We start from the raw sequence: 16,423 nt of genomic DNA on the forward strand, positions 1-16,423 counted from the left end.
AGGGCGGCGGACGGAGGGTGATACAGCTTTATGCAGGTCAAGACCGGAATCTGAAGGTGCTCACCGCGGGCTGCCCTTCGGGCAGGGTTCCGGTGCCGACGAGGGTCGTGATCGGGACCTTCCGGCCGAATCGCGGTGAGTACCAGCCCAGCAACGGATCGTCGCCGCCGCGGTGCGTTGTCCAGGTCAGTCCGTCCGGCAACTCGACGACCGCGGAGCCGGTGGGCCACTCCAGCCGTCCGGTCGACCGGTCCAGCTCGACCGACACCTCCGGCCCCAGATGCCAGGCGATACGTACGTCGGACGCCGCATCCAGCCGGTCCTCGACCCGCAGTACGCCGTGGTCGAGGACGGCGGTACGCCGGTGCGTGATCGGTGAATCGCCGACCCGGTAGCCGTCGTGCTCGGCTTCCCAGCTGTTGGACGTGTGCCGGAGTACCCTGCCGGTCGCGCCGCGCAGCCAGAGGAACGCTCCACCCAGGGTGGACTGTTCGGCGCCCGCGACCTCGACGGTGTTGTGGGCGATCGTGGAGCGGAAGTAGTTCCGCCACTCCTCTTCACCGTGGTAGCAGTACGTGCCGGGGTCGGCCAGGATGTCGACGCCGTCGACGCGGACCTCGAGCGAGAGGGCGTCGGAGTGCGCATGCGCGGCGATGGAGAGGAAACCGTGCGGGCCGGCGTCGGCGCGGCACCAGATCTCCGGACCGTCGTCGTCGCTGCGCAGAATCGTCAGACCCGCGTCCTCGAAGTGATCCGGCCGTACGGCGGGACGGTCCGGCTGCTGCGCCTGGACCAGCGAGCCGATGATGTACGACGTCGCAGTGGGCGGGCTGTCCGGCCACCAGGAGGCTGCACCCACTGCAGCTGCCCCTAGCGACAGGAACGCCGACCAGTGGTGGATGTCCGGCGGATCAAGGACCAGGACCATGCCCTCGTCGTCGTCGCCCTGGCGTGGCGGCCGGAGCGAGGTATCGACGATTGCCGCGGCCACATCGATCGTGCGAGTCAGCAGCGCCCACGTGTGCTGGCTGAGCGGGTGACCGGACCAGTCTGCCTCCAGAGCGGCGTACAGGCCGAGCTCGGAGACGAAGCGGTGGTAGTCGGTGGCCAGCTCGCGGTTCACGCCGGAGGGGAACGTATTGGCGTCGAGTTCCTTCTCCAGCAAGGCTGCCGCGTCCTGGCGCCAACGGGCGCTCTTGGTGAACCAGGGGAACGCACAGGCGGCTACGAGCTGACCTGCGGCCTCGGCGATCACATGGTTGTTGGCCGATGACCCGTGGCTCTGGAACGCGGCGAGGTAGCGCTGGTGCCAGTAGATCTGCTGCTGCGCCAGCTCGTTGTGCTCGAACAGCTCGGTGATCTCCGGCCAGTCGTTCAGCAGGCGGCGGATCCACGTCCAGCTGATCAGGCGGATGCCGATCTCGATACCGCTGGCCCAGTGCACTCCGGACAGGAACGGGTTCGTCCGCCACCAGTCGTTGAGGTGGTCGGCTACACGTTCGGCGTACCGATCGTCGTGGGTCAGGAACCAGGCGGCGGCCAGCTGGGTCAGGTGGTGGTGGCGGGAGAGCTCCCACACCTGCTTGATGTTGCCGACAGCTTCCTCGTTGCGGTGGTTCAGCTTGAAGACATACTGCGCCGGGTCGGAACGGCGGCCGGTGATCGGGTCGCGGAACCAGTCCGGCCCGACGAGGTCGGTCCGGTCGACGCCGAGTACTTCGAGGTTGCCGGCCATGATCGCGTCGGCGGTCCGGATCACGGCCTTGCGGGCGTCCTCGGGTACGGCGCACGCGGTGTGCACCGGAAGCGTCGTACTGAAGGTCAGCTCTTTGCGGAGCGGGAGGTGGACGGCCGTGTTCTGCCCGGGCCTGACCTGTTGGTAGGCCCAGGCAGTACGGCGTCCGGTGTCGCGAGCGCGCAGGATGAGTTCGGTGGGGGACATCCGGCGCAGGCGGCGGACGTACCAGCCCAGAGGCTGGCGGCTCACACCTTCTCCGGTCGGCCTGAGGCCAGGCTCCGGTCTACTGCGATGGTGGCGCGGGTGGTGGCGACCAGCTCGTCGAAGGAGATCGGCATCGGGCCGCCGGACTTCACCGCGGCGACGAACCGGGCCAGCTCGGTCTGCTGACCCTTGTCGGTGCCGCGGGCCTTCTTCGTCGACGGCTTGCGGCCGGCCCACACCGACGCGCTCTGGAAGTTGTCGAGCCGGCCGTTGCGGCCGCCGCCGGTGATGTCGAGCGTCTCCTTCGGGAAGCGCGAGTTGCCGCCGGCGACGTAGTTGATCGTGCCGACCGAGCCGTTTGCGAACCGGAGTGTGACGATCACGTCGCCGGTGTCGGGCCCGGGTACGGCGTACACCTCGGTCGGGAGGCTGCCCAGCCACCAGGTCAGGGTGTCGATGAAGTGCCCGCCCTCACCGGCGAACCGGGTGCCTTCCTTGCCGGCGTCGAGGTACCAGCTGGTGGAGTCGAGCTTGCCGGCGTTGACGAGGTAGCGCAGCGAGAACGCGCCGCCCGGGTCGCCGAAGCGGCCCTTGAGGTCGGTCAGCAGCGGGGCGAACCGGCGGTTGAACCCGACCATCAGCCGGTCGTTGCCGGTAGCATCGACCGTGGCGACGATCCGGTCCAGCTCCTCGTCGGTCAGCGCCAGCGGCTTCTCGACGAACACCGCCTTCCCGGTTTCGAGCGCCCGGCAGGCGAGCTCGGCGTGCGAACTGTGCCGGGTGACGACGAAGATCGCGTCGAGGCTGTCGTCGGACAGCACCTCCTGCGCATCCGTCGAGATCTGCTCGAACCCGAACCGCCGCTGGGCGTTGGCCGCCGACAACGACTTGTTGGTAGCGACTCGAGCCAGCACGGCGTTCTCATCCTTCTGCAGATGAGGCAACAGCATGCTGGACGCGTAGTTCCCTGCCCCAACAAATCCAAGCCGAACAGTTCCAGTGGTCGGGTTCGCGGGCCGGGAAACAGTTGTTGTGGGTGCTGTTTCCTGCTGAGGTACGTCGGGGTATTCGAACAGGAAGCCGACGCCTGGTAGGGCGCCTGTGCTCAGTTGCTGGTAGACGTTGGTGGCGTCGGCGATGGGGAACTGGCCGGCGATCAGGCTGCCGACGTCGATCTGTTCGCGGGCGATCAGGTCGATGAAGCATTCGAGGTTGCGGCGTTCGGTCCAGCGGACGTAGCCGGCCGGGTAGTCGATGCCCTGGAGTTCGTAGCGGTCGTCGTACCGGCCGGGGCCGTACGAGCGCGAGAACCGCACGTCGAGTTCCTTGTCGTAGTACGCGTTCCAGGGCAGGTCCAGCTTGGTCTTGCCGATGTCGACGACCCGGGCCCGGTCACGCGCCAGCCGCGCGGCCGTCTCGACCGGGCCGTTGGAGTGACCGCCGGCCGCCAGCAGGATCCGGTCGGCGCCCAGCCCGTTCGATGCCTCGAGCAACGACCGCTCGAGCGACGCGATCCCGGCCTCGTCGGGGGAGGAGCACGCCAGCGCGCCCGCCTTCTCCGCCATCCGGCAGCGGTCCGCGACCGTGTCGATGCCGAACACCCGCACGCCGGCCGCGACCAGCAGCCGCACCACGAGCTGACCGACCAGACCGAGCCCGATCACCACCGCCGTGTCGCCGAGCTGCACCTCCGCCTGCCGCACACCCTGCATCGCGATCGCACCGACCGTCGAGAACGCGGCCTGCTCGGCCGGCACGCCGTCCGGCACCGGCACGCACAGGTTCAACGGCACCCAGTTGTACTCCGCGTGCAAGGCGAACTCGTTCCCCGCCGCGGCGACCAGCTGCCCGACGCTGAACTCCTCGGCACCGGCGCCGACCTCGACGACCACACCGCACAGCGAGTACCCGAGCGGCGTGTACGAGTCGAGCTTGTTCATCACCTTCTTGTAGGTGTTCAACGCGCCCTGCTGCGCAACGGAGTCCAGCACCTTCCGCACCTGGTCCGGACGAGCCTTCGCCTTGCCGACCAGCGACAACTTCGCCTCGCCGACCTTCATCAGCTCGGTACCGGTCGAGATCAGCGAGTACAGCGAACGGATCAGCACGCCACCGGGCGCACAGGTGGGCGGAGGCACGTCCAGCACAGCCAGCTCACCGGACTTGTAGTTCTGTGCAACCTGCTTCATGTCCGTCCTTACAAAGAGGTAATGGTGACCCCGAGCGAGCGCATGTGCCGCGTCCAGGTCTCCAGGGTCAGCAACTGCCAGATCTGCTTCGAGTAGTCCTCGCGGCCGGCCCGCTCGTCGTCCACGAGCTTCTGTACGGCGGCCCGCTGCAGGAACCCGCTGCCGACCAACTCACCGCGCAGCAGCGTGTCGTCGACGAGCTCGCGCAGATCGTTCCGCACCCAGGCCCGCAGCGGCGCGCTGAACGACGCCTTCGGCCGGTAGATGATCTCCTTCGGCAGCCACGCCTCGGCCGCCTTCTTCAGCGCCAGCTTGCTGACCCGGCGGTGGATCTTCTCGCTGCCCGGGATCGAGAACGCGGCGCGCGCCACGATCGGGTCCACGAACGGCGTCCGTACCTCGGTCGAGGCCGCCATGCTGGACCGGTCCGTGTACGCGAGGTTCAGCCCCGGCAGGAACATCCGCGAGTCCGCCAGGCACATCCGGTTCACGTGATCGTCGAGCGTGGTGTCGTGGTAGATGTCGGCGTGCTCGGACAACAGCTTCCCGACGTACGGCTCCAGGTCCGGGCTGAGCAGTCCGGCCAGCTGGTCCCCGTCGTACATCGTGTAGCTGCGCCGGAACGCCGTCTCCTCCGACAGGTTCGCAAACGTCTCGAACCGCTTGGCCCACCGTGCGTACCGCAGTCCGCGCCCATTCACGGTCACCGGCAACCGCCGTACGGCGGGTCCGATCACACCGTTGCGCAGTACGCCGGGAAGCCGCTGGTACTGCGCACCCATCACACACGCGAGGTGCTTGCGATAACCGCCGAACAGCTCGTCGGCGCCCATCCCGGACAGCAGCACCTTCACGCCGGCGTCCCGCGCGGTGTCGCACATCAGCAGCGTGTTGATCGCGGCCGGGTCGCCGATCGGCTCGTCCAGAATGTCAACAATCCGCGGAAGCAGTTCGACCACATCGGGCGCGATCTCGATCTCGTGCAGGTCGATCCCGAACTGCTCCGCCACCTTGCGCGCGTAGATCGCGTCGTCGGGCATCGCCTCGAGCTTCTGGTCCTGCGCCCGGAACGTGATCGTGTACGAGTCGACGCTCGGATCCATGCGCTTGGCCAGCACGGTCACCAGGCTGGAGTCCAGCCCGCCGCTGAGGAACGTGGAGACCGGTACGTCGGCGACCATGTGCGCGGCGACCGACTCCTCGATGATCGTGCGCAGGTCGGCGCGCGGACCGGTCGCGGCCTCGGTCGCGACCTCGGTCACCCGCCAGTACGTCTCGTGCCGGCTGCTGCCGTCCGGGCGGAACTCGGCCCACGAACCCGGCGGAAGCTTCTCGACACCGTCGATCGCACACCGCTGCTCGGGCAGCCAGTAGTAGAGCATCGACGCGATCAGCGCGCCGGGCTCGGTCCGCAGCTCGGACCCGACCGCGGTCACGAGTGCCTTCAGCTCGGAGGCGAAGACGACTCCGCCCTGACGGCGGAGGAAGTACAGCGGCTTGATGCCGAGCGGGTCGCGGGCCAGGTACATGCTGCCGCTGTCCTCGTCGAGCATCGCGAACGCGAACATGCCCCGGAACCGCTTCAGCGCATCCGGACCCCAGCGCCGCCAGGCTTCCAGCACGACCTCGGTGTCGCCGTTGGTGCGGAAGCCGACGCCGGCCTTGGACAGCTCGGCCCGCAGTTCCTTGTAGTTGTAGAGCTCGCCGTTGTAGCAGATCGTCAGACCGCGCTTGCTGAACGGCTGGTCGGCCTCCGACGACAGGTCGATGATCGACAACCGGCGGTGCGCGAGGAACGCCCGTACGTCGCCCTCGTCGAACGCGTAGACCCGGTCGGCGTCCGGACCGCGGTGTGCGATCCGGTCGCTCATCGCCTCGGCGAGTGCGAAACCGTCGTGCTGCTGGTAGCAGCCGGCGATGCCGCACACGTCAGGACCCCGTCGCGTTGGTCACTCGACCGACGTCCCCGATGTGGCTGACGTGACCGGTCAACGCGTCGTACACCTGCACATACGCCTTCTGCTGGTGCTTCCACGCCAGCACCTGCTCGACCCGCTCGCGGCCGAGCTTGCCCATCCGGCGCCGGCGGACCTCGTCGTCGAGCAGGTCGACGATCGCCTCGCCGTACTTCGCCACGTCGTTCGGCTCGACGTACACCGCGGCGTCGGCGGCCGAGACCTTGGTCTCGATCAGGTCGAAGGCGACGACGGGCAGCTCGAACGCCATGTACTCCATGGTCTTGTTCATCGTCGACACGTCGTTGAGCGGGTTCTTCGGGTCGGGGGACAGGCCGATGTCCGCGGTCGACATCACCGCGCGCACCGTCTCGTCCGGCACCCGGCCGGTGAACTCGATGAAGTCCCGCAGCCCGAGGTCGTCGCGCAACGCGATCACCTCGTCGAACGAGTCGCCGCCGCCCATCAGCGTGAACGCGATGTCCTTGCGGCCGAGATTGTTGACAATGTGATCCGCGGCCCGGACGACGATGTCGACACCGTCCTGGGGACCCATCACGCCGATGTACGTGACCAGGTAGCGGTGGCCGCGACGCAGCGTCTCGTCCACGGCGGCCGGGTCGCGCTGCAGCTTGTCCGGGTCCGGCCCGGTGCGGACCACGGTCACATCGTGGTTCGCCTTGCCGCTGCGGGTGATCGCGATCCGGCGGTACGAGTCGTTCGTCGACGTCACGTGGTCGGCCGTGCGGTGCGTCGTCCGCTCGAGGAACCGCAGTCCCTTGTACGGCAGGCTCGTCGTCCCGCCGAAGCGGGACTGGAACAGCTCCGGGCACAGGTCGTGGTGGTCGAAGACGAACTTCGTCCCGTCCAGGCGGCGCAGCAGCATCGCGATCGGCCAGAAGATGTCCGGCGGGTTGCAGGCCTGCAGGACCTTGAACTTGCCGGCCTTGCGGGCCCGGAAGACCAGCCGCAGCGTCAGCAGGAACGAGTACGCGTACTCCCAGACGAAGCTGATCTTGCTGCCGCCCGGCGCGTATGCCTTGTACTTGTGCACGGTCACGCCGTCGATGACCTGGTACGCCGGGTCGCCCGGCCCCTTCGGGCAGACCACCGTCACGTCGTACCCCGAGGCCACCAGGGCCTGGCACTCCAGCCAGACGCGGCGGTCGAACGGCACCCAGAGGTTCTGGATGATGATGAGGACCCGCGGACCGCTCACCAGCCCACTCCTTCGTATCCGGGCAGCGCCTCCACGTCGTCGCCGAGGCGGCCGATCAGGTCGATCGTCCGGGCCGGCGGGGCGTCGAGCAGGGCGTTGATCGCGGCGGTGTCGGTGGCCGAGACGATGGCCAGGTCGGCGCCGGCGAGGGCCGCCGACGGGTCGTCGGTGAGGACGCGCTGCAGGTGCGGCAGCTTGGACTGCACGTGGCGCAGGTTCGCGCCGACCAGCCGGGTCGGGTTCACGATCGCGTCGTAGATGCGCAGGTTGTAGCCCTTGCCGATCAGCCGCTCGGCCAGCTCGACGTTCGGGCTCTCGCGCAGATCGTCGGTGGCGTGCTTGAAGCTCAGTCCGAGCAGCGCGATCTCCCGGCCGGGTCCCGCGATCACGCGGTCGACGACGTCGCGGACGCTGCGCTCGTTGGTGGCCAGCGTGCCGGCCAGCAGCGGGAGCTCGGTGTCGTTCATCCGCGCCAGGTGCAGGACCGAGCGCAGGTCCTTCGGCAGGCACGAGCCGCCGAACGCGAAACCGGGCTTCAGGTAGTACGGAGAGATGTTCAGGCTGGTGTCCTGGACGAAGATCTTCATCACCTCGCGCGAGTCGACGCCGAAGTGCCGGAAGATCCGGCCCATCTCGTTCGCGAACGAGACCTTGGTGGCGTGGAACGCGTTGCAGGCGTACTTGAGCGCCTCGGCGGTGCGGACGTCGACGACCTCCACGTCCCGGCCGAGGAAGCTGAACAGGTCGGTCAGAGCGGTACCGACCTTCGGGTCGCGGGTGCCGACGACAACGAACGGCGGCGCGTAGAAGTCGGCCAGGCCGGATCCTTCGCGCAGGAACTCCGGGCACATCGCCGTACCGAACCGCAGACCCTCCGGCGGCGGTACGTCGGCCAGCACCTTCTCGACCACCTCGTCGACGGTGCCCGGCGGGACCGTCGAGCGGACCACGATGCTGTGGAACCCCGAGGCCGGGCGGACCACGGTCTGCGCGGCCTCCGCGATGTCGCGGACCGCGCGCCGGATGTAGGTCAGATCGGTGCTGCCCGCCGGCGTCGACGGCGTACCGACGCAGATCAGCGAGACATCGGCGCGCTCGAGCGCGACCCGTGGATCGGTGGTCGCGTGCAGGCGACCCGAGGCCGCACCGTCCGCCACCAGCTCGTCCAGACCCGGCTCGACCACCGGGCTGTGTCCCTGAGTGATCGGATCGACCTTCGCAGTATCGACATCGACCCCCCAGACGTCGTGGCCGGCGGCCGCCAGGCACGCGGCCGTAACAGATCCGACGTACCCCAGGCCGAACACGGCAACCTTCATAACGCCCCCCACAGGCTCATGACGCGGCATCCCCACGTCCGCAGCGCCCATGAGAGCGCCGGGACTGCTGCGCTGATACATCAGCGCAGCAAATTGGCGGAAAGTATCCTGAGTCACGGAACGTGTCCGACCAACCGGCCATCGGAGTAACCATGGAAGCCTCGTACGACCTCCCGAACGGCAACCGGGTCAGGGTCATCGACACCACGACGGTGGGACAGAGCCTGGGCCGCATCCTCGAGCTCTACCGCGGCGGCGCCACCGAACCCGTCTTCTTCGGCGACCAGCCCCGCCCGGAGGGTGTGGTCATCTCTTTCGAGCAGTGGGCCGAATACGAGGCCATCAAGAACGAGGCCGAGTTCGAGCGCCGGACCGAGCAGATCGCCCGCGGCCGGATCGCGAGCTCGCGCCCCGAGGACTCGGTGTCGTTCGAGGACATGATGCGAGAGTACGGCCTGGACCCGGATGGTGACGGCGGCAAGGGGTGAAGTACCACCTGATCATCCACCCCGACCTCAAGCAGGACATGGACCGCCTGTACCAGGCGTTCAAGCAGGATCAGAACAGTCCGGAGGGCCGGGAGTTCCAGGCTGCCGTGGACGCGCTGAAGGCGTTGCGGGAAGGCCGCGAGAGCGAGTACCAGGGCAAGCAGCTCGGCTACGGCCCGGGCTCCCATGACCTGCGCGATGCCGCGGAACTAAAGGTTCCGGTAGTCCAGGAGTACAGCGACCACGGCCGGCCGCTCGGCCCGTCGCACCGGCTCGTCTACCGCGAGTTCGAGCCGCTCCCGACGGTCGAGAACGGCCAGGTCGTGCATGACCCGAACGCCCAGGCCTACCGCGAGGCGCTCAACTTCACCGCTCGATCGGACGAACCTGCCGCGGTAGCCGGGCAACGGCTGGGACGGGAGCGGGGGATGCCCCAGCCGGAGTTGCACGGCATCGCGGGCGGCGGGCGGCCCGACGTCGGCCCGCAGCGGCCGGGGGTCCAGACCACTCCGCACCGGGTACCGGTGCCGAGGGACCTCCTCCGCCAGGCCGCAATCCTCCGCGACAGCCCGCCGGCCGGAACTGCGCCGAAGCCGGCTGCCACGACTCCGGCGAGCGTCAACCGACCTCCCACTCCCGGGCCGTCCAGGTCGAAGGATCGCTGAATCCGCCTCCGCGTGGGCTCAGGCGGCGTCGGTCTTGTGCGGCGTGAACGAGACCCGGGTCTCGTCGTCGTCGAGCGCAATGTTGAGCGACGCGTCCAGTGCGTGCGCGAGCTTTGAGAGCAGCGGCAGGGTGGGGACGGTGTCCGAACCCTCGATCCGCGAGATCTTGGCCTGCGTCAACCCGGCCCGATCTGCAAGCTGGCTCTGGGTGAGACCGAGTTCGACGCGCCGTTCGTAGACAGCTCGGGCGAGGGCCATGGACAGGCGGATCTCACGACGCGCCTGAGCGACGTCCTCGGGCTCGATGGCATTCGTGCCGAGCTTCCGCTCGCGCACAGTCCTCCAGCGGCTGTGGCTCATTGCTCGATCTCTCCTCTCTCGATGATCCGGACGAATTCTTCGTGGGCCCGTTCATGCTCTGCTTCGCAGGTCTGCTTGGCCAGCAAGGCGCGCTTGACCTCGGCCTCCTCGCGCATTCGCGTCTTGCGGAAGACCGTCAACAACACAGCGGTCCGGCCGGGAGCGAGCCAATAGGTGATCCGCATCGCCGCGCCGTCGAGCGTCGGCCGCAGCTCCCGGACACCATCACCCAGATGGCGCGCATATGGCTCGCCCAACGATGCGGCTTGCTCGGCGAGCAACCCGACGTACTCCTCGACTTTCAGGAAATGCTTGGCGGGAAGGCTCTCCAGCCAGGCCCGAACCTCTGGTTCCAGTTCGATCGCATAGAGCCGTTCCTCGACTCAAGAATATATGTCGCAGACGACATATGACAAGGCGGTGGTGGGTTCCTTTGGCACGACTCGGCGGGTGACTTCGAGAACGATGTATCAGGCGCTTGTCCGGGGGTTCTGTATTGGGCGACAGGGCTGCATTGGGGTGAGGGGAAACGGATGAGGGTTCTGGTCACCGGGGATCGGGGTTATATCGGGGCCGTCATGGTGCCGTTCCTGCGGGCTGCCGGGCATCAGGTGGACGGTCTGGATACGGGCCTGTACGAAGGGTGCGACCTGCTCGGCGGGCCGGACCCGATCGGCGACAGGGCGCCGCGGGACATGCGGGACGTCACCGCGCGTGAGCTCGAGGGGTACGACGCCGTGGTCTGTCTGGCCGCGCTGTCGAACGATCCACTCGGCAACCTGGACAAGGCGGCGACGTACTCGGTCAACCTGGACGGCACGCTGAACGTCGCGCAGGCCGCCAAGGACGCCGGCGTCGAGCGCTTCCTGTTCGCGTCGTCGTGCAGTTTGTACGGCGCGGCCGGCTCCGAGGCGGTCGGCGAGGACGCCGAGATGTTCCCGGTCACGGCGTACGGCGAGACCAAGGCGCTGGCCGAGCAGGAGCTGTCGAAGCTTGCCGACGACACCTTCAGCCCGACGTACCTGCGCAACGCGACCGCGTACGGCGCGTCGACCCGGCTGCGGCTGGACATCGTGGTCAACAATCTGACCGCGATCGCGCTGACGTCCGGCCAGGTCCGGCTGGAGAGCGACGGTACGCCGTGGCGCCCGCTGGTCCACATCGAGGACATCAGCCGCGCGTTCCTGACCGTGCTGGAGTCGCCGCGGGAGACGATCCACGACGAGGCGTTCAACGTCGGCCGGTCCGAGGACGTCGTCCAGGTCCGCGACATCGCCGAGATGGTCCGCGAGGCGGTGCCCGGCTCGACGCTGTCGATCGCCGAGGGCGCCGGCCCGGACCTGCGCAACTACAAGGTCGACTTCAGCAAGCTCAACGACACGTTCCCGGAGCTGCGGCTGCAGTGGACGGTCCGCAAGGGCGTCGAGGAGATGTACGACGCCTACCAGCGGCACGGCCTCACGCTCGACGACTTCAACTCCGCCCAGTTCGTCCGCCTGCGCCGGATCCAGCAGCTGCTCAGCGCCGGGCTCGTCGACGGCCAGCTGCGGCGCCAGACCGACGCGCAGTTCCCGGGACCGAAGGAGATGCAGTCATGAACAGCTGCCGGATCTGCGGCGCGGAGCTCACGCGCACGTTCGTCGACCTGGGCATGTCGCCGCCGTGCGAGAGCTACCTGCGCGCGGACCAGCTCGACAGCGGTGAGACGTTCTACCCGCTGCACGTGCGGATCTGCGACAACTGCCTGCTCGTCCAGCTCCCGGCGTACGTCGCCGCGGACGACGTGTTCAGCGACTACCTGTACTTCTCGTCGTACTCGACCAGCTGGGTGGAGCATGCGCGCCGGTTCGTCGTCGACATGCAGGAGCGGCTGGACCTCGGCGCGGAGAGCCTGATCGTCGAGGCCGCCAGCAACGACGGCTACCTGCTGCAGCACGCCGTTGCCCTCGGCATCCCGGTGCTCGGTATCGAGCCGGCCGCGAACATCGCCAAGATCGCCAACGAGAACGGCATCCGCACCGAGAGCTACTTCCTCGGCGAGGAGACCGGCAAGGACGCGGCGGCCCGGCACGGCCAGGCGGACCTTGTCGTCGGCAACAACGTGTTCGCGCACGTGCCGGACATCGTCGACTTCGCCAAGGGCCTGCGTGCGCTGGTGAAGGACGACGGCCTGGTGTCGCTGGAGTTCCCGCACCTGCTCCGGCTGATCGAGCGTCGCCAGTACGACACGATCTACCACGAGCACTACCAGTACCTGACGCTGAAGACCGCCGCGCTGGCGCTGGAGAAGGCCGGGCTCAAGGTCGTCGACGTCCAGGAGCTCGCCAGCCACGGCGGCTCGCTGCGCCTGTTCAGTACGCCGATCGAGACCGCCGGTGAGCCGACGGAGCTGGTCGGCAAGGTGCTGCAGGACGAGAAGGACGCCGGCCTGCACACGGTCGAGGGTCACCTGGGCTTCGCCGACGAGGTGTTCGCGATCAAGTCCGACCTGCTGGAGTTCCTGATCCAGGCCCGCCGCGAAGGCAAGACGGTGGCCGGGTACGGCGCTCCCGGCAAGGGGAACACGCTGCTCAACCACTGCGGCATCCGCGAGGACCTGCTGCCGTACACGGTCGACCGCAGCCCGCACAAGCACGGGATGTACCTGCCCGGCACGCACATCCCGATCTTCGCCCCGGAGCGCCTGGCCGAGACGCGCCCCGACTACATCGTGATCCTGCCGTGGAACCTGCGCGCGGAGATCGTCCATCAGCTCGGCTACGCACGGGAGTGGGGCGCGAAGTTCGTCGTACCCATCCCGCAGCTCGAACTGCTCTGAATTATTTGGGATCTGAAACGGGTTTGGGGGGAAGGAAGTCAGATGAAGGTCGTGATCTTCTGCGGGGGACTCGGGCTGCGGATGCGCAGCGGCGTCGACTCCGCACCGAAACCGATGATGACGATCGGCGACCGGCCGGTCCTGTGGCACATCATGCGGTACTACGCGCACTTCGGCCACACCGAGTTCATCCTGTGCCTGGGCTTCGGGGGAACCGCGGTCAAGAACTACTTCCTGAACTACGAGGAGACCGTCTCCAACGACTTCGTGATGACGAAGGGCGGCGAGCACATCGAGCTGCTCGACTCCGACATCAGCGAGTGGAAGATCACCTTCGTCGACACCGGTATCGACACCTCGATCGGTGAGCGGCTGCGCCGGGTCCGGCCGTTCCTGGAGGACGACGACGCGTTCCTGGCCAACTACGGCGACGTGCTCACCGACGCGCCGATGGACAAGATCGTCGATCACGTGATGACCAGCGACATCACCGCCAGCCTGCTCGCGGTGCCGCCGCAGGCGTCGTTCCACACGGTCGAGTTCGGCACCGACTCCCGGGTCACCGGACTGCGGTCGGCGGTCGACCTGAACGTCTGGATCAACGGCGGGTTCTTCGTCATCAAGAAGGAGATCTTCGACGTCCTGAACGAGGGCGAGGACCTGGTCGGCGACGCGTTCCCGCGGCTGGCCGCGATGCGCAAGCTCGAGGCCATCCCGCACCACGGGTTCTGGGCGCCGATGGACACGCTCAAGGAGCGCAGCCAGCTCGAGGAGCTGTATCGGTCCGGCAAGAAGCCGTGGGCGCTGTGGAGCCACCAGGTCCGCCAGCAACAGGCGCAGGTGCTGGACAAGGAGCCCACGGCCTCGCCGGACGTACCGGTAGTGGTGGCGATCTGATGCTGCCGTTCCAGCTCGGCCTGATCGACGGGCCGGTCCACCTGGTTGCCCTCGGCGCCCATCCGGACGACATCGAGATCGGCTGCGGCGGCACGCTGCTCAAGCTGGCCGAGTCGGTCCCGGAGCTGTCCGCCGAGTTCGTGATCGCGACCGGTACGCCGTTGCGCCTGGAGGAGGCCCGCCGGGCGGCGGAGCTGTTCCTGCCGGACTGCGAGGTGAGCGTCACCTCGGCCGAGCTGCCGGACGGCCGGCTGCCGGCACACTGGAACCAGACCAAGGAGTTGCTCGAGGCAACGGCCCGGGGGAGCCGCCGCCCCGACCTGGTGTTTGCCCCGAGCAAGCACGACGCGCACCAGGACCACCGGCTGATCGCCGAGCTGGCGCCGACGGTGTGGCGCAACCACCTGGTGCTGCACTACGAGATCCCGAAGTGGGACGGCGACATCAGCCGGCCATGGCTGTACGTCGAGCTCACCGAGGAGCAGATGCAGGAGAAGATCGCGCTGCTGCACAAGGCGTACCCGTCGCAGGTCCCGCACGACTGGTTCGACGGAGAGGTCTTCTCCGGGCTGGCCCGGTTGCGCGGGATGGAGTGCCGGGCGACGTACGCCGAAGCCTTCACTACCGCCAAGGCAACGCTGACATGGTGAACGAGGGGGACGTGGTGAGCTTCAAGTGTCGCGGGTGCGCGTCGGAGGACGTCGTACTCGTGGTGGATGTCGGCGACCAGCCGCTCGCCGACTACTTCCCGCCGGCTGACAACCCCGGTTCCGATCCGCGCTGGCCGCTGTCGCTGTGGCTGTGCCGGGAGTGCACGCTGGTGCAGCTCGGTCCGGTGCAGGCGCAGCTGGCCGAGGAGCCGTTGGCCGTCGAATCGGCGACCAGCCGCGCGCACGCGGAGGCGTCCGTCAAGGAGATCCTCGGCGACTACCCGGATCTGAGCGGCGGATCGGTGTTCGAGTTCGGCAGTCCGCACGGCGGCTCGTGGCTCGATCACTTGTACGCAGCCGGTTGCCGGCTCGCGGGTGACGGTGAGCAGGCCGAGCTGGTCGTCGACGTCCACGGCATCGTGCACGAGCCGCAGTACGGCGACTCGCTGAAGCTGCGGGCGGACCGGCTCGCGCCGGGCGGTCTGCTGGTGATGGAGTTCCACCACCTGCTGCCGTTGTTCATCGGCAACCAGTTCGACACGATCCGGCACGGCCACTGGGCGTACGTCTCGCTGCGCGCGCTGCAGAACGTCGCCGCGCGGCACGGTCTGACCGTCGAGTCGGTGCGGCAGGCCGAGATGTACGGCGGCAGCCTGATGGTGATGCTGCGGCACACCGCGGACGCGAGGCCGGACGCATCGGTCGACGTGGTCCTGGAGGACGAGGAAGCGGCCGGGATCGCGGACGAGGTCCAGCTCGGCAGTCTGCACGAAGCTGCCCGGCATGCGGCCGGCGCGCTGCACGAAGAGCTCAGCCGCCATCGGGCCGCCGGGCGCACGGTCCTCGGGTACGGAGCTCCTTCCAAGGCGCCCGTGCTCCTGGATCTGAGCAACGTCACGACGGACCTGCTGCCGTTCACCGTGGATCTCGCGCCGGGTAAGCACGGCCGCCGGATCCCCGGTGCCTGCATGGTGCCGATCCGTCCGATCGAGGAGCTGAGGGCCGCGCGGCCGGACGTCGTCCTCGTGCTGACCTGGGATATCGCCGACGAGATCGTCACGCAACTTGAAGCCGACGGCGGCTGGGGCGCCACTTACCTCGTGCCGCTGCCGGAGCCGCACGAGCTGGGGGCCCGTCGGCACGACGCACGTTGAATCTGGGGAGAGGAACCGGCATGGCATCCGTAGTGAGCAGCCTGCGCAGTTCGGGGCTGGATATGGTCAAGCGCGTACTTCGCGGGCCGATGGCCCGCTTGACGGCGGTCCACCGCCTGCGTTGGCGGGTGACGTCTCGCGAGGCGTTGTTCACCCAGGTCTACGAGAGCTCGGGCTGGGACAGTGCCGAGTCGGGGTCCGGCACCGGGTCCGAGCTGCGGGCCACTGTCGACATCCGCGAACGGCTGCCGGAGCTGCTGACCCGGCTCGACGTGAAGACGATGCTGGACGCGCCGTGCGGCGACCTGAACTGGATGCGCCACATCCCGCTCCCGGTGGAGAAGTACCACGGTGTCGACATCGTCGCGAGCGTGATCGAGAAGAACCGGCAGGAGTACGGCGACGAGCAGCGGGACTTCGCGGTCGCCGACCTGACCAAGGACAAGCTGCCCGCGGTCGACCTGATCCTGTGCCGGGACTGCCTGGTGCACGTCTCGTTCCAGGACGCGGCGGACATCCTGGCGAACTTCCGTTCCACCGGTGCGAAATGGCTGGTGATCAACACCTACGCGAACGTCGAGCGGAACCACAACCAGTTCACCGGCCGCAACTGGCGGCAGCTGAACATGCTGCTCCCGCCCTTCAACTTCCCCGCGCCGATCGAGTCCTTCCCGGACGGCGGCGAGGTCGACCCGAACCGGCTCGGGCTGTGGCGGCTCCAGGACCTGCCGGACGTCCAGCGAAGCGCCTTCTGAGCCGACTGTGAG

General features: G+C 68.1%; 15 protein-coding genes. 8 read left to right on the forward strand and 7 right to left on the reverse strand.

Annotated elements, in window-relative coordinates:
- Window positions 1–37: 37 nt before the first annotated feature.
- From ABT313_RS11645 to ABT313_RS11665, 5 genes are read right to left on the reverse strand one after another with little or no spacing between them, the layout of a single operon-like run.
- Window positions 38–1,987 carry a heparinase II/III family protein gene (locus ABT313_RS11645; RefSeq protein WP_350851264.1) on the reverse strand — a complete coding sequence of 650 codons (1,950 nt, stop codon included), beginning with the start codon at window positions 1,985–1,987 and terminating at the stop codon, window positions 38–40.
- Window positions 1,984–4,131, reverse strand: a complete 2,148-nt coding sequence (locus ABT313_RS11650; RefSeq protein ID WP_350851266.1) for a bi-domain-containing oxidoreductase — start codon at window positions 4,129–4,131, stop codon at window positions 1,984–1,986. Before ABT313_RS11650 ends, ABT313_RS11645 begins: the two co-directional genes overlap by 4 nt.
- 8 nt (window positions 4,132–4,139) lie before the next feature.
- Window positions 4,140–6,059 carry an asparagine synthase (glutamine-hydrolyzing) gene (gene asnB / locus ABT313_RS11655; protein ID WP_350851268.1) on the reverse strand — a complete coding sequence of 640 codons (1,920 nt, stop codon included), beginning with the start codon at window positions 6,057–6,059 and terminating at the stop codon, window positions 4,140–4,142.
- Between the two features lies 1 nt (window position 6,060).
- Window positions 6,061–7,305 carry a glycosyltransferase family 4 protein gene (locus ABT313_RS11660; protein ID WP_350851270.1) on the reverse strand — a complete coding sequence of 415 codons (1,245 nt, stop codon included), beginning with the start codon at window positions 7,303–7,305 and terminating at the stop codon, window positions 6,061–6,063.
- A complete protein-coding gene (locus ABT313_RS11665; RefSeq protein WP_350851271.1) occupies window positions 7,302–8,624 on the reverse strand; it encodes a UDP-glucose dehydrogenase family protein in 1,323 nt (440 codons plus the stop codon). The genes ABT313_RS11660 and ABT313_RS11665 overlap by 4 nt, the downstream gene beginning before the upstream one ends.
- A 152-nt stretch (window positions 8,625–8,776) precedes the next feature.
- Here ABT313_RS11665 and ABT313_RS11670 point away from each other — a divergent pair, with 152 nt between their 5' ends.
- A complete protein-coding gene (locus tag ABT313_RS11670) occupies window positions 8,777–9,112 on the forward strand; it encodes a hypothetical protein (RefSeq protein ID WP_350851273.1) in 336 nt (111 codons plus the stop codon).
- Window positions 9,109–9,777 carry a hypothetical protein gene (locus ABT313_RS11675; RefSeq protein WP_350851275.1) on the forward strand — a complete coding sequence of 223 codons (669 nt, stop codon included), beginning with the start codon at window positions 9,109–9,111 and terminating at the stop codon, window positions 9,775–9,777. Before ABT313_RS11670 ends, ABT313_RS11675 begins: the two co-directional genes overlap by 4 nt.
- A gap of 18 nt (window positions 9,778–9,795) precedes the next feature.
- Here the strand turns inward: ABT313_RS11675 and ABT313_RS11680 are convergent, their stop codons facing one another.
- Both ABT313_RS11680 and ABT313_RS11685 read right to left on the reverse strand, forming a co-directional pair.
- Window positions 9,796–10,137 carry a helix-turn-helix domain-containing protein gene (locus ABT313_RS11680; protein WP_350851277.1) on the reverse strand — a complete coding sequence of 114 codons (342 nt, stop codon included), beginning with the start codon at window positions 10,135–10,137 and terminating at the stop codon, window positions 9,796–9,798.
- Complete coding sequence (locus tag ABT313_RS11685) at window positions 10,134–10,499, reverse strand: type II toxin-antitoxin system RelE/ParE family toxin (protein WP_350852124.1); 366 nt, start codon at window positions 10,497–10,499, stop codon at window positions 10,134–10,136. The genes ABT313_RS11680 and ABT313_RS11685 overlap by 4 nt, the downstream gene beginning before the upstream one ends.
- A 171-nt stretch (window positions 10,500–10,670) precedes the next feature.
- Here ABT313_RS11685 and ABT313_RS11690 point away from each other — a divergent pair, with 171 nt between their 5' ends.
- The 6 genes from ABT313_RS11690 to ABT313_RS11715 are packed head-to-tail and all read left to right on the forward strand — an operon-like array spanning window position 10,671 to window position 16,411.
- Window positions 10,671–11,735: an NAD-dependent epimerase/dehydratase family protein gene (locus tag ABT313_RS11690; protein WP_350851279.1), complete on the forward strand. Its 1,065-nt coding sequence runs from the start codon at window positions 10,671–10,673 to the stop codon at window positions 11,733–11,735.
- Window positions 11,732–12,955 (forward strand): class I SAM-dependent methyltransferase, encoded by a 1,224-nt coding sequence (locus tag ABT313_RS11695; RefSeq protein WP_350851281.1) that lies wholly within the window; start codon window positions 11,732–11,734, stop codon window positions 12,953–12,955. The genes ABT313_RS11690 and ABT313_RS11695 overlap by 4 nt, the downstream gene beginning before the upstream one ends.
- A 42-nt stretch (window positions 12,956–12,997) precedes the next feature.
- Window positions 12,998–13,852, forward strand: coding sequence for a glycosyltransferase family protein (locus ABT313_RS11700; RefSeq protein ID WP_350851283.1), 855 nt, complete (start codon window positions 12,998–13,000; stop codon window positions 13,850–13,852).
- The gene (locus ABT313_RS11705) at window positions 13,852–14,502 is read left to right on the forward strand and encodes a PIG-L deacetylase family protein (protein ID WP_350851285.1); all 651 of its coding nucleotides are present in this window, start codon (window positions 13,852–13,854) and stop codon (window positions 14,500–14,502) included. The genes ABT313_RS11700 and ABT313_RS11705 overlap by 1 nt, the downstream gene beginning before the upstream one ends.
- Before the next feature lie 14 nt (window positions 14,503–14,516).
- Window positions 14,517–15,656 carry a class I SAM-dependent methyltransferase gene (locus ABT313_RS11710; RefSeq protein WP_350851287.1) on the forward strand — a complete coding sequence of 380 codons (1,140 nt, stop codon included), beginning with the start codon at window positions 14,517–14,519 and terminating at the stop codon, window positions 15,654–15,656.
- A gap of 20 nt (window positions 15,657–15,676) precedes the next feature.
- The gene (locus ABT313_RS11715) at window positions 15,677–16,411 is read left to right on the forward strand and encodes a class I SAM-dependent methyltransferase (RefSeq protein ID WP_350851289.1); all 735 of its coding nucleotides are present in this window, start codon (window positions 15,677–15,679) and stop codon (window positions 16,409–16,411) included.
- Window positions 16,412–16,423: the final 12 nt, after the last annotated feature.

This window comes from Kribbella sp. NPDC000426, assembly GCF_040300265.1.
Taxonomy (GTDB): Bacteria; Actinomycetota; Actinomycetes; order Propionibacteriales; family Kribbellaceae; genus Kribbella.